This is a genomic window from Rossellomorea yichunensis (assembly GCF_032337515.1).
GTDB classification, from domain to species: domain Bacteria; phylum Bacillota; class Bacilli; order Bacillales; family Bacillaceae_B; genus Rossellomorea; species Rossellomorea yichunensis.
The window spans coordinates 1-13,722 of sequence record NZ_JAVYAD010000017.1; the positions used below are offsets into that span (position 1 = coordinate 1).

Sequence of the window (13,722 nt, forward strand, 5' to 3'; positions counted from 1 at the left end):
CCGGTAGTTCAGTTGGTTAGAATGCCTGCCTGTCACGCAGGAGGTCGCGGGTTCGAGTCCCGTCCGGACCGCCATTTTTATTTTTACATAGTGGCTCAGTAGCTCAGTTGGTAGAGCAATGGACTGAAAATCCATGTGTCGGCGGTTCGATTCCGTCCTGAGCCACCATTTATCACTATTATTTGATGCCGGTGTAGCTCAACTGGTAGAGCAACTGACTTGTAATCAGTAGGTTGGGGGTTCAAGTCCTCTTGCCGGCACCATTTTTTTAAGCTGGAGGGGTAGCGAAGTGGCTAAACGCGGCGGACTGTAAATCCGCTCCTTCGGGTTCGGCAGTTCGAATCTGCCCCCCTCCACCAAGATTTTTTACGCAGCGTCAGCGAAGCGGATAGCAAGAGAAATCACTGGAATTTAATTATTTTTCATAGGGGTATAGTTTAAAGGTAGAACGAAGGTCTCCAAAACCTTTGGTGTGGGTTCGATTCCTACTACCCCTGCCAATTTATTTCATGGCGATTGTGGCGAAGTGGTTAACGCACCTGATTGTGGTTCAGGCATTCGTGGGTTCGATTCCCATCAGTCGCCCCATAAAAGTCACATTTTCATTTCCGTGACATATACTATCAGTGGGCTATAGCCAAGCGGTAAGGCATCGCACTTTGACTGCGACATGCGTTGGTTCGAATCCAGCTAGCCCAGTAGTGCGGAAGTAGTTCAGTGGTAGAACACCACCTTGCCAAGGTGGGGGTCGCGGGTTCGAATCCCGTCTTCCGCTCCAATATTAAGGCGGCATAGCCAAGTGGTAAGGCATGGGTCTGCAAAACCCTGATCACCGGTTCAAATCCGGTTGCCGCCTCCAAATGTAATGCCGGTGTGGCGGAATTGGCAGACGCGCACGACTCAAAATCGTGTTCCTCTGGAGTGCCGGTTCGATCCCGGCCACCGGTACCATTCGCGGGTGTAGTTTAGTGGTAAAACCTCAGCCTTCCAAGCTGATGATGAGGGTTCGATTCCCTTCACCCGCTCCATACATAACTATTAATTATTCAAAGACTTCAACTTAATTGTTGGAGTCTTTTTTGTTTTTCTATACGACTGAAAAATCCCAAAATCGTATGCGGCGAATCGTGTGCGGAGGAGGTTCATGTGAGAAGACGTAAAGAACTAACAAATGAAGAATTAAAAATTCTGGATAAAAGAATTTCTGAAGAAGAAGCATTGGAAGTATTTTTTAAGGACTGTAATTTAAGAAACCTAAGGCCCGCTACTATTGCTTATTATAAAAATGAATTTCATGGCGCAAAGAAGATAATTAATAAACAATTAGTAGCATGGGATCAAAAAGATATTGAAGATTTAATTTTGAAAAGCAAAGAATTAATGAAAGTGACTACAATCAATACTCGCTTACGTGCTCTAAGGTCATTTTATAACTTCTTGTATAAGAGAAAGCTCATCGACAAAAACCCTATGGCTAAAATAAAACTGTTACGAGATAGACAGAAGGCAATTGAAACATTAGATAATAAAGAGATAGAGGACTTAATAAAAACAGTTAGAAAAGGTAAAACTTTTGTGAATTTTAGGGATGAGGTTATTTTACTTGTATTTCTTGATACAGGAATAAGATTGTCTGAGCTGGTTGGGATAAATGTAGAAGATGTATTGGGGAACAAAATAATGATTAGAAAGACAAAGAATTTGTTTGAAAGAGTTGTCTATTTATCTGAAATTACTCAAGAGCAGCTTGAGAAATATATAAAAATCAGAGGGGATCTTCCAACTAAGAAGCTGTTTATTAGCCAGGATAATAAAGCACTGAATTATCACAGTATCCAAACAAGATTTACTAAATATGGGAAGGAAGCGAAAGTAAGCAAACGTGTAAGTCCACATACCTTCAGACATACAATGGCAAAAAGAATGATCGTTTCAGGAGTGGATGCCTTTTCACTGATGCATCTTTTAGGACACACAGATATTACTGTGACTAAAAGGTACGTGAATCTGTGGGGACAGGATATAGAGAGAAAACATCAGCTACATGGGGCTTTGAGAGGATTGAAGATATAAGGAAATATATCCCAACTTATATTTTACGAACTAGTGTTCGTGTAATATAATTAAATAAAGAGATGGTTTTATGAGTTTGGCGGCTCAACCATCTCTCGAAAAAAAGACAGAATATTTCTGCTGATTTTTATGTTAGCATATTTCCTTCTGTCAAACAAGGAGAATGGAATAATGAGACTTTTATCAATTCTTAGTGGAAATTCATTTGTTATGTTCAACAAAGATTTAGCCCATGAAGTATCAGTTAATGCAGCAATAATTTTTGGGCAGTTATGTTCTAGTTATGAAAGCTTCGGTAGTAAAGGAATGCTCACTGTTCGGAATGGTAAGGAATATTTCTTTTTAACTAGTGAAGTAATAAAAAATGAGACAGCGTTAACTTATAGACAACAGTTAACAGCAATTAAGGATTTAGAAGAAGCTGGATACATTGAAACTCTAATCATGGGTTCGCCAGCAAAGAAATATTTTCGTGTAACTGAAAAGATAATTCAAAAACTACTACCAAAGAGCAGCGACAGCTCTGACAAAAGTGCAAATCTAGAAGAGGAAGAAAGTGTTGAATCCACAGTTAATGTTTTAACTGTGGAGAATTTCAGCATTAACAAAAGTGATGAGCAAGCCTGCACAAAAGAGCAAAACAAGCCTGTACAAAAGGTACCAGCATTTAAAAAGAATAATAAAAAAGAACAAATTAAAGATAATAATAATTTCAATTGTAATTACAAGGAATCCATACCCTGTGAGAAATTTAAGGTCTTATTAACTGATGCCTGTAATGAGTTCTATACAACTTTTTCAGTCGGAAGGTACTCTAAGAAGCAGTGGAACATATTAATCGAAAAATTCGTTTCTGATACAATTGAGAACCAGAGATACTTAAAAGTTCCGGAACACAAAATTAAAGGGTTTGCTTATAAGTGTATCGAAAGGATAGCTAACAATTCAGACTACAAGCATTCAGAAGAGTATGCTGAATATATGGAAGTCATGAAGGAGCTTTCAACTATAAAGCCAAAGGACCCAACTAACTCTAAATTGCCTTTCTATAATTGGTTGGATGCCTAAATATTTGTAACCATTCTAATTAATAAGTTACTGGAAAATGGAGAACATGTAACAAAAGAGGTGAAATGTATGAATGAAGATTATTATGCGCGTAAGGCACAGTATGCGGAATTAAAATTGAAACTTTCCCAACTAGGGTTGACTATTCACGATAAGTCTTCTACCAAAGAGGATGCTTTAATGCAATTAGAAATTATCATAAAGAAGTTTGAAGAACTTGAAAACACCAACTATTACCAAGTAGAGTAGTTTTATGACTTGTGAACATTAAAAGTCTAAGGGGGAAGGGTAAGATAATCACCTGCCGAATTTAGGATAGTCCCTAAAATTCACAGAAGGCTTTGTGTTGAATTTTATTACTAATTTAATATATTTATATTTAAGGGAGTTAAAATCCCATACGGGTCAAATACAATACTATGGGGGAAACCTAATGAGGAAATTCGAACAAATTAAAAAAACAGTAGAGAATTTTGAATTAACTTCTGTAACATGTAATAAGTGTGGAAATCAACATATTTTTCATGGAGAAGAACATGAAAGGGGATGGCAAGGCGATACATTTCAATCCTTCGAGCTCCACTTTGGATATGGAAGTAAGTTTGACGACGAAAATTGGAAATTTGATCTGTGTGAAGACTGCTTGACTGGCTTGATAAATTCGTTCGTCTATAAACCAGATGGTTATGAAGGATAAAGTATATTATTATCTTCCTTTATGTTGGGTGGGGGAATAATTGGAAAAGACTGTCTTTTAGGCGGTCTTTTTTTTATTTTTTTCGTAATCGGCTTTACATATACACGCGATCCGATATACCAGTAGCGTAAAAAAAACGCTGCTGGAGGCGATATGATGAAAAAATACATTCAAGAACTAAGAGAACTTTATGAAGGAGTTCAGAACAGGTTAACAGACAGAGAAATGATAATTTTTGATACTATGAGGTACGTTTCTAATTCTCAATGTTCTGTTGATCGAGAGCAAACTATCTTCTATTTGAAGCAAGGTAGGGGAGCTCATTATCCAACAAGTACTTATGTTACAAACCAGGGAAGTAATTTAGAGCTTCCAGACTTAGAAATCAGAGAAATAACTAATTTAATTGCAAAACTTGAATCCTGGGGATTATTATATATTCCGAACTTTGGGGTTCCAATTTGGTCAATGAATATTTTTGGGGGACCAAAAACAAATGACTACCAATTTTTTGGCTTTACAATCGAACTTGATCCAAGAAACGTAAAAAAAGTCAGGTTGTCTCACTTGAGGGAGATAATCAAAGGTCAAGAAGTAATAATTAGTCGAGCTTAATTCTCGACTTTTTATAATAAAATCAAAATATTATTCGAAAATAAAAAGAAATTTGATGTCCTTGGAAGTTAAAACTTTTTATCTACTTGCTTTACATTTTTGATATTCATGATAAAAGAATTTCAAGAAAAACTTGGAGGCGGTATTTATGTTTAATATGCATAAAGAAAAATTCAATGCGAGAAATCTTAAAAGAGTAGACTTTGAGCAAGCAGGTAGGAATATTCGTGAGAGACACTATAACTATGAAGTTGACATTACCGTTCTATATACATTGCGTTCATTAATTAATGACGAGATTCGTAATGCAGAAAATAAAAAACAAAAATTCTTCGAAGCAATGCAAAAGCATGATGATAGGGTATTCAAGCGACCAGGAGATGCCTATCCTATTCATGTTGGCGGTTATCCGATTAACGAATACTTAAATGTTCTCGGGAAAGTTAAATCCTTGGGCAGTACAGAATTCGACGAGTACTGGAGTGAAAGCTGAGCTTAATTGCTCGGCTTTTTTTAGTTGTTCAAAAATGTATTGAGTTGTTCAATTTTGGTGAAACAGTTGTTCAAAACATGGTCACTATAAATAAGTATTATATAAATAAGTAAATATAAAAAAGTAATTTATGTCGCAAACAAGTTTGCTACATTGCAAATAAATTTAAATTTTTGAAAAACAGTTGTTTACGTTTGAAACAGTGCTGATATAAAAACTATGTATTTTAAATATGAACAACTGGAGGAACGGAATTATGGAAGCTAACGAAAGCACTTGGTTTTTAAGGTTAACAATGGACCTATTTAGAGACAAAGATTTGAAAGGGCTCAAGAACGATGGAATCTTGTTATATGCTTACATGCAGAATCGAATTGAACTTACATCTTTTGTTGATGAGAACGGAGAAAAATATATCATCGTAACAGAGAAATCAGCAGATAAATTCTTGCGAATAAAACGAGTGAAATTTTATGCTCTGAAAAAACAACTTCGTGACCTTGGTCTGATACGGTATGACGAGCAAGAAGTGAAACGTGGAGGGAACAGTACTCCGATTTATGTTGTTCCATATGAGCATTGGAAGATACAAAAGAAATCTTGTAGCAACAATTGATTTACGTTTTTGGTGAATCGGATATAAAAAAATTATATGAATTGGTCTGTGAGCTCCGAGCGATCGGTGCTTATTTAGTTTGGACAAAAAATAAAATGGAGGAAATTACAATGACTAGAAGGTACAACACTGGCAGAGCATGGTATGAAGGAGAAGAACTTGAGAAACGATTGAATAAAGAAATTAAGTATGAAGGTATGAAGAAAGAGCCAGGTCAAAGTACAGACAATGTGTTGCATATTCTCATGACTAAAAATAACAACCACAAGCTTTCAAAAACGCAAAGAATTACTAATGAAGATTTGGAACGTCAAGATGAACTTGGTCGGATACTTAGAGACTATCAATCTTTCATAGATCAGATAAAAAGTGATCTTTACAAGAAAGATGACAAGCGCTGGATTAGAAATAATCAAATTTATGAAGTACGACAAGACATGAAAGAATGCAAAGAGATTCTGCTAGGGGTCTTTGGTCGAGAATCAAATCCAATTGAGAATCCAACATATGACTTCAGTTTTATAGACTTTAAGAATCCTTGTCATGTTCGAGCATTATTAGAAGTTAAACTAGAATTTGATCCAAATAGAGACTTGAGTTTTGTTGTTATGGACTTGAATCTTGAATAATATCATGATCAAAGTCTTAAGTGTCGACGAACAAATAATTGTTGAATGCTTGAGAGATAGAGTGAAAATAAAAGACATAGCTGAAATGTTTAACCTCACATACAAGCAAGCTCAATATAGTATCAAAAAAATAGTACAAAAAATATGCAAAAGTGCTGAAAAAATGGGGGCGTGAACTTGTACTAATAGATATATCTTATACAGAGAGTTATACAAAGTTTTTGGTTGCCTCCATTTCACTTTGTATAACATCTGGTCGAAAAATTGTGTTCTCATATTGAGACGACTTTATCATACTTACCGAGGATTACTTCTTGTTTCAACATTGTTTGTATCAACGAGCATTTAATGGATGCTTGAGCAACATCCATTAAACCAAAGTAGCGTTTGTTCCTGGAGATGGGGATAAGCGCTTTATTTTTTATGGAAAGTAATTTTTAAAAATTACATTTTTAATCTAGAGAGGAAGTTAATCATATGACAGAAGTAAAACATCAAATTGAACTTCGAGTCCAGGATGTCAACCTAGTATCAGAAGATGAGAAAGGAATGATAGTTTCTGGCTACGTCAATAAAACCGAAGAGTTTAGTCAAGTTTTAGGAGTTTCAAAAAGATTCAAAGAAAAGATTGCCAAGGGAGCATTTGCTCAAGCAATAAAGTGTAGAGAGACTGACGTAGATTTCTTGCTAGAGCATAATCCAAAACATATTCTTGCTTCAACAAGAAATAACAGTTTGATACTTGAAGAAGATAGCATTGGACTAAAAATGACTGCAAAAATTGTTGGAACTTCATGGGGAAAAGATTCTTTCGAATTAATTAAATCTGGAATTTTACAAAATATGAGCTTTGGCTTCAGAGTACTCAACGATACTTGGAAACAAATTGGTGGAATTTACGAAAGAACAGTAAACAGTCTTGAACTGTTTGAAGTTTCAGTTGTAAAGAATCCAGCTTATGCGTCTAGTTCAATAGCAGCTCGTTCGATTGAGATAAACAATGATCCAGTGATTAGAAATCTTGAGTTAGAAGATGAAACTCTAAACCGAATTCAGAGGTTACGAATTCAAATTGAACGACAAAAAGATGAAGTACGGCAAGCTGAAGAAACATTAAAGATTAAGCCTGAAAGTGAAGCATTCAAAGAATTAGTAGTAAAGAAGGCGGCAGATCTTACAAATTTTGAGCAAGAGCTAAGAGATCTGACTAAAGACTTACAACATAAAATGGAGGAAAATCAAATGACAACTGAAAATCGTACGTTACAAGGTCAAGCAGAAGGTACATCAACAGCAGGTAATAAACAAAGTCAAATCGTTGAATTGTTAGAAAACGAATCGAAGGTATTTAAACGAGCTAAGAAACTATCAGCTAAAGGGGTTTCTGAATTTAACATTCCAGTACAAACAGATTTAGACGACGCATTATTTGTAGCTGAAGAAGGAAATCTTCCAGAGGCAGAATTGAAATTAGATAAATTTGCTACTATGACTCAAAAACGTGTTGGAATTAGCGAGCAAATGAGTAGAAAGCTAGCACATGATTCTGGTGTTGATTTGATCAGATTCGAAAGACAGAAGTTAGTTAAGCGAGTGGCAAGAGCAATAGAAAGCTCAATTTTAGCAGGATCTTCTGCTGATGAGTTTTGTGGAATTGCTCCAGATACTAATGTACCTTCAGAGAACGTTGGGATTGATCCAACAAATTTGCAACTTCGACAAGTTATGTTGGCTGTCCATGAAGACTATGCTCAAAATGGAATCTGGTATATGAGCAGGTCATTCTTTGAAAAAGTAGCTGTGCTTCAAAATGGAAATGGTGATCACTATGTGAAATATATTGAAGTCAACGGGAAAGTGAAGCCCCATTTATACGGACATCCTATTGAGATCTCTACTGCATTAGGTAATGGAGATACAATCGGTCAAGTTCCAGTAATCTTCGCGAATATCGAGGAAGCTTATACTGTTGCGGTGTGGAGCGACAATGAAGATAAAGAAGTAGATGTCGATACTGTTAGCGCTTTAAGTGGAAAAGTTCGAATTCTTGCTGAAGCATACGTAGATGGACATGTAACGAATTATCAAGCTGTAAGTAAAGGTACCGTTTCGTAAGTCTAATATTACTGACTTCCCTTTTGATGCACAATATGATGATTTAGTTATTTACAGTAGCAGCTAAAAGAGCAGTGGTGCATTAACGAATACATTACCAGGATAAGAACATTAAAATGGCAGTAGCATCTGCAGATACTACTGCCATTATCCTTAAGTAATAAGAGATTAATAAATTGATATAGATACTGTAATTGATGCTTGATTTATCAGTTATGGTAAGCATAACTTTTTGGACGGTGATAAAGATGCTGGAACTAAGACATATAGAGGCAGCAAAAGACTACTGCGGTGATGAAGAGTATAGAAACATAACAGCGAGGATACTATGCAAAGCGTATGAATCTTCAATTAGAAACAAAAGAGAACTACACAAGAAAGTCAACACATACTTAATTGGACATGGGATGAAAGAAATTAGTTATGACTTTGTCGTTAAGCATAGTTCTTTGAGTTTAAAGTGAAAGTTTGAATATAGAATGGGGATTTGGTTGGTAATTTTAAGTATGAAAGATGGTATCCCCTATATCTTCATAAAAAAACGCTAAATAACATTTAATAACGAGGGCTGTGTCACTCACACAACGAGTAATATTATTAAAAATAATTTATGTAAAAAAATGTAAAGGAAGTTGAACAATGAAGATACCAGTTCATTTTAATGACTCTGCAGCACAATACTTTAATTATATCGTCGAAGAGCTCGACAAAATAAATAAACTAGATTCTACAAATCAAATAATCATTGAAAGACTTGCGTTTAATTTAGCGACAATTGAAGCATGCGAGAGAGAGCTTTTCCAAGACGGTTATACAATTTTAGGACCACATGGAAAAAAAGAACATCCTTCTGTAAGTACAGCAATGAAAGCCCAAGCAAAAATTATCGAAAGTTACAAGCTACTAGGTCTTGATGCCTCACATAAGTTTAGAGAAGAACAAGCAAAACCCGAAGATTTAAGTAATGATCCACTTCTAAGAATACTTGGTAAAGTATAAAGGAGCTATAATTTAATACATTCTTATTTAATGACTGACCACAACTTTTTCTTAACCCTTACCATCAAGACTATTAACAATGTTTACAGATACAATTTTTGAAATATTTATATTTAAACTTGAGCAATTAATTAGAGAGTAAGACTTATTATGGATATAGTTTACCTGATAAGGTAAAATGTAGATGAAATGCATATTTTATCTTGTTATTTTACTGTTAACTAGAGTGAAGAAAGAGGAGTTATATATGAGTAGATATTTAGAAGATTTGCAAAAAGATTATCAAGAAGGTAATTTGGTTCCCTTTATTGGAGCAGGTCTTTCTATTCCTTTTGAAGTACCTTCTTGGGGTAAATTAATTGAAAGTTTAACTGAAAGATATGCCATAGGTGATTTTGAATGGGTGAAAAAGGCTATAGAAACTGATCTAAATAACCATGATTATTGGGGAGCTATTGATATGTTAAAAAAGTATCTTCTCGAAGAGGAAGATATTCAGGAAAAAATAGTAGAATTAATACTCGAAAAACAAGTAGATGTGGAAGATGACTCAGAACATAACTACAGGGATCTTAGCGAAATGGATTTTAATTTATTTTTAACTACTAACTATGAAAATATATTACAGAAGTATCTAGCTTTTGATTTACAACCTATTCTTCTAAGAGATATAAACTTTAATACACAAAACTTGTTCAGTCAAAAGAGAGTATGCCAACTACATGGAACTATTTCAAACTCTGGATCAATTGTAATCAGCAAAGAAAGTTATGAAGAGTTATATAATGATAAAAAATATGATGATTTATTAAAATTAGTGACTGGAAACAAAAAGCTAATTTTTTTGGGCTTTTCATTTGATGATCAGTTTATTAGAACTTTGATTGAGCAACATAAAGATTCTTTTAAAGGAGTACATTATATCCTATTAGATAATCCAGATGAACCTACAACTAGAGAGCTTCGGTCAAAATTTGGGCTCCGTACTATTCCATATAATACAGAAGGTTCTACTCATTCGAATGAAATAAGGAAGATTCTTCATCATATTTCTCAGCCTCTAAAAAAAAAAGATAAAGAAAAATTAGATGACAATAATGGTTCAACAAATACATCACTTGTAATAGGAGCCGGTTTAAAATCTCTCAAAAAAGATTTAGAAGGTAACCTTTTTTATAGAAAATTAAAATTAGAAAATATCAATCCTTCGTTAATAAGATTAAGTTCAGTTTTTTATGTTGCCGCAGATGAGTATATTAAAGATATGAATAAACTGGGAATGCCCATAGATGTTATTGATTTGATTTTAGGTCAAGTATTTATTGAATATATGGATAAATATGCAAACACTTTTGAAGAACATGGTGATAGCGAAGAATTTTTAAAAGTTGTTCATAAGAGTTTAGAAGATATTGATTTTGGAAGATACGATGAAATATTAAGAAAAAATAAATCAAATAAATCAGAAAATAGAGGCTTTGTTCATATCTTAGCTGATAATGAAGAAGACGTTTGGTGGGGGAGGGAACGATTTAAATGAAAAGAGAGAAGGACTTGAACTTTTCAGTACCCGCTTCTATACAAATACTATTTAATAATCAAAAACTAGAAATAATGAAGATACTATGCTTACTGAATGCACTTTCTACACAAAATAACAAGCAAAGAAAAGTGGAAGAGCTATTATTTTATTATAGCCTGGTCAATTTTGATTTAATAGATTTATTTAACAGTGTCCCTGATAACAATGATAAGTTTCCTCCCTCACCAAATCAATATTTCCGGTTCCAAACAAAAATTAATGAAATACTGATACTAATGTCTCATTTTCAGTTTATTGAAATAAGAGGTAAGCTGTCTGATAAACAAGAAAATTTAAAAGTGAAATTATTAATACAGGGAAAAAAATTTTATGAAGATAATTCTAGTGATTATTTAAATTCTCTCTTTGAAGAGTATGTAAAATTATATAAAACAATTGCTTATACAACAGAAAATGTAAAAAAAGTAAAGGAGGGTACAAATTGAGCCGTCTTATTTTGCACAAATTAATTATAATGGGGGTTACATACAAAAGAACAATTAACTTTAACGAGGATTTCACTATTATTAGTGGAGAAAAAACATCAGGAAAATCACTTATACTGAGCTTGATAGATTATTGTTTTGGGAAATCGAGTAAAATTGATCTAAATGTTCAACGGGAGCTTGATTCTAAATGTGATCAGGTTTTTCTTGAGTTGAGAATTGGGGAGGAAGTACTAACATTAAACAGACTATTAAAAGAAAAACATACTAAAATTAGTATTTATTTTTGTTCATTTGATGATTTAGATGAATATACGCCTAAGACGCTTGAAATACAAGATGCTATGAAAATATTGATGAATAAACTTAATATAAATGAATATAAGTTAGTTCGTCATCAAAAACATAGCAATAAAAAAGAAATTGACACCGTTTCATTTAGAGATATTTTTAGATATGTATATATTCATCAACATGAACTAGGGACTGGGGACTTTTTGGGAAAGAAGAGTACTTTTAAGGCAAATAAAAATCCTCATGCTTTTAAAATGATGTTTAATTTAGTAGATGCAGATAAAGAAACCTTAAATGAACAATTGGTAGAAGTACAAAATGAGATTGATGAAACACGAAGAGAATTATTTGGATTAAATTCATATTTAAGAGACCTAGATGCAGTAGACAGAATAAATATGCAATTAAAGTCAGATAAACTTCAATCAGATATTGAAAAACAAAAACAATTAAAAGCAGATGTATTAGAGAATAGTGTTAATGGAAGTAATAATAGTGAAGAGAATAAAATGTATATTAAATTAAAGGATGATTTAAATAAGGTTACAAATAAAAAATTGGAGTATCAAAGGAGTAAAAGACATTCCCAGCTCTCTATAAACTCTAAGGAATTATTAATTAAGGAATATGAAAATGATTTAAAAGAAGTAGAAGAGACCTTGGATATCAATTATAACTTAATAATTCCTAATCAAAGTGTGGAGTGTCCCCTATGTAGCTCCAAAGTATTGAGTCATTTACATAATAAAGTACACAATAGCGAAAATGCAGAAGCGACGCTGAAAAAAATTAAAAAGCAAATTAAGAATAAAATTAATTTAGTTCGTGACTTAATAGAAAAGGAAAACGAACAAATTGAAGATTTAGATAAAGAGATTAACTTATATTCAGAAAAACAATCAATCTTTAACGAAGCGTTGATTGAATATTCTAAAAAAACCAAGGTGCCTTATTTATCACATATCGATAGTATTAATGCAATTATTAACAGGTTAACTAAAAAACAAGAAACCTTAAAAGAAGGCCTAAGAATACACCATAAAATTGAGGAAAAAGAGAATCTTATAGTTGATTTAAAGGCGGAAGAAGCTCGACTAATCAAAGATATTGAAGCACTACAAGTAAGCAGTAAAGAAAAAGAAACAATATTTAACTTCTTAGATAAGAAGTATAAGGAATTTATGAAAAGATTAAAGTATGATACATCGAATGAAACTTCAATTCATAAAGAGAAAATGATTCCTTTTTACAATGGGGCGAGTGTATATGCTCATGAAAGTGGGGGACTTTTAGAGTGCATGCAGCTTTCTTTTCTAGGAGCAATATTAAAAAGTAAGACTCAGGGTTATGCCAACGGTCATCCTGGTCTACTATTATTAGACTCATTAAGCAAATATGTTGGGACTTTGGAAAAGGAAGATAAAGATGAAGAATCATCTGTTACTTCTGAAGGAAAAATAAATGATCCTGAAGTATATGATGAATTCTATAAAATTCTAATAGAATTAAGTAAGGATCATCAAATAATTCTAGTAGAAAATACTCCACCTCATAAATATGATTCAATGTATACAAAGTACACTTTTTACACAGGTGAAAAAGGGCTTGTTGACGAGGAAAATAACGAAATAAAAGATAGTGATAGAGTATATAATTAACATTTTTTTAAGATCACTTAAAATAGCAATTGATCATCTACACTTATTAATTAGGTGTAGATTTTTTTAAAATAAAATGAGAATTTTATTCATAAAGTAAAGATAGAGAATTATGTTTAGTGTATTATTATTGTAAAACCGTAATTTTCTGGTTTTATAAGGATGAGTATAATGGTAGTTACAGGAGATTATCAATGTAATGTTTGTAAGAGCATCACTCGTATAAAGGTTCAACTTGGTTGGTTAGAAAAATATCCTGTTAGGATTAAATGTGGAAATTGTAATATTTCAATTTTCGGCAACGTTTATTTAGATCAAGAAAATGCAGGATATTCTATAAAATTAAAAAATGTAACTCATTGACTACAGCCATACGATTGTTCCACCGTTGCCATGTTTTTGGTCCACTAATGACATTAAATTGGTCCAGCTCTGCC

Annotated in this window: 13 protein-coding genes and 10 tRNA genes; all 23 read left to right on the top strand. The window is 33.3% G+C overall.

The genetic code is table 11. The features are described 5' to 3' along the window. The first annotated feature begins 92 nt into the window (after positions 1-92). The 23 genes from RSX31_RS23095 (at position 93) to RSX31_RS23205 (ending at position 13,285) form a co-directional block, all read left to right on the top strand. Positions 93-168, top strand: a tRNA-Phe gene (locus RSX31_RS23095). A gap of 19 nt (positions 169-187) precedes the next feature. Further along, positions 188-263 (top strand) — tRNA-Thr (locus tag RSX31_RS23100). Positions 264-275: 12 nt separating this feature from the next. Further along, positions 276-359 (top strand) — tRNA-Tyr (locus RSX31_RS23105). A 67-nt stretch (positions 360-426) separates the two neighbouring features. Then, positions 427-500, top strand: a tRNA-Trp gene (locus RSX31_RS23110). 12 nt (positions 501-512) lie between these two features. After that, a tRNA-His gene (locus RSX31_RS23115) sits at positions 513-588 on the top strand. Between the two features lie 39 nt (positions 589-627). Beyond that, positions 628-699: transfer RNA gene (locus RSX31_RS23120), tRNA-Gln, on the top strand. Positions 700-703: 4 nt separating this feature from the next. After that, a tRNA-Gly gene (locus tag RSX31_RS23125) sits at positions 704-778 on the top strand. 7 nt (positions 779-785) lie between these two features. Then, positions 786-859: transfer RNA gene (locus RSX31_RS23130), tRNA-Cys, on the top strand. 8 nt (positions 860-867) lie between these two features. Next, a tRNA-Leu gene (locus RSX31_RS23135) sits at positions 868-951 on the top strand. Between the two features lie 3 nt (positions 952-954). Then, positions 955-1,028: transfer RNA gene (locus tag RSX31_RS23140), tRNA-Gly, on the top strand. Between the two features lie 118 nt (positions 1,029-1,146). Continuing rightward, positions 1,147-2,073 carry a tyrosine-type recombinase/integrase gene (locus tag RSX31_RS23145; RefSeq protein WP_315636112.1) on the top strand — a complete coding sequence of 309 codons (927 nt, stop codon included), beginning with the start codon at positions 1,147-1,149 and terminating at the stop codon, positions 2,071-2,073. A 171-nt stretch (positions 2,074-2,244) separates the two neighbouring features. After that, positions 2,245-3,141 carry a hypothetical protein gene (locus RSX31_RS23150; RefSeq protein ID WP_315636113.1) on the top strand — a complete coding sequence of 299 codons (897 nt, stop codon included), beginning with the start codon at positions 2,245-2,247 and terminating at the stop codon, positions 3,139-3,141. A gap of 69 nt (positions 3,142-3,210) precedes the next feature. Further along, entirely contained in the window at positions 3,211-3,390 is a 180-nt protein-coding gene (locus RSX31_RS23155) for a hypothetical protein (protein ID WP_315636114.1), read from the top strand. 184 nt (positions 3,391-3,574) lie between these two features. Then, positions 3,575-3,838: a hypothetical protein gene (locus tag RSX31_RS23160; protein ID WP_315636115.1), complete on the top strand. Its 264-nt coding sequence runs from the start codon at positions 3,575-3,577 to the stop codon at positions 3,836-3,838. Positions 3,839-3,994: 156 nt separating this feature from the next. After that, positions 3,995-4,453 (top strand): hypothetical protein, encoded by a 459-nt coding sequence (locus tag RSX31_RS23165; protein ID WP_315636116.1) that lies wholly within the window; start codon positions 3,995-3,997, stop codon positions 4,451-4,453. Positions 4,454-4,601: 148 nt separating this feature from the next. Next, entirely contained in the window at positions 4,602-4,946 is a 345-nt protein-coding gene (locus RSX31_RS23170) for a hypothetical protein (protein WP_315636117.1), read from the top strand. Between the two features lie 256 nt (positions 4,947-5,202). Next, on the top strand, positions 5,203-5,562 hold the full coding sequence (locus RSX31_RS23175; RefSeq protein ID WP_315636118.1) for a replication initiator protein A: 360 nt from the start codon (positions 5,203-5,205) through the stop codon (positions 5,560-5,562). Between the two features lie 110 nt (positions 5,563-5,672). Further along, complete coding sequence (locus RSX31_RS23180; RefSeq protein ID WP_315636119.1) at positions 5,673-6,191, top strand: hypothetical protein; 519 nt, start codon at positions 5,673-5,675, stop codon at positions 6,189-6,191. A 477-nt stretch (positions 6,192-6,668) separates the two neighbouring features. Beyond that, complete coding sequence (locus RSX31_RS23185; protein ID WP_315636120.1) at positions 6,669-8,306, top strand: phage major capsid protein; 1,638 nt, start codon at positions 6,669-6,671, stop codon at positions 8,304-8,306. 639 nt (positions 8,307-8,945) lie between these two features. Beyond that, the gene (locus RSX31_RS23190) at positions 8,946-9,305 is read left to right on the top strand and encodes a P27 family phage terminase small subunit (protein ID WP_315636121.1); all 360 of its coding nucleotides are present in this window, start codon (positions 8,946-8,948) and stop codon (positions 9,303-9,305) included. A 247-nt stretch (positions 9,306-9,552) separates the two neighbouring features. Then, complete coding sequence (locus tag RSX31_RS23195) at positions 9,553-10,845, top strand: SIR2 family NAD-dependent protein deacylase (RefSeq protein ID WP_315636122.1); 1,293 nt, start codon at positions 9,553-9,555, stop codon at positions 10,843-10,845. Continuing rightward, entirely contained in the window at positions 10,842-11,333 is a 492-nt protein-coding gene (locus tag RSX31_RS23200) for a hypothetical protein (RefSeq protein WP_315636123.1), read from the top strand. The genes RSX31_RS23195 and RSX31_RS23200 overlap by 4 nt, the downstream gene beginning before the upstream one ends. Continuing rightward, on the top strand, positions 11,330-13,285 hold the full coding sequence (locus RSX31_RS23205) for a hypothetical protein (protein WP_315636124.1): 1,956 nt from the start codon (positions 11,330-11,332) through the stop codon (positions 13,283-13,285). Before RSX31_RS23200 ends, RSX31_RS23205 begins: the two co-directional genes overlap by 4 nt. Positions 13,286-13,722 lie beyond the last annotated feature (437 nt).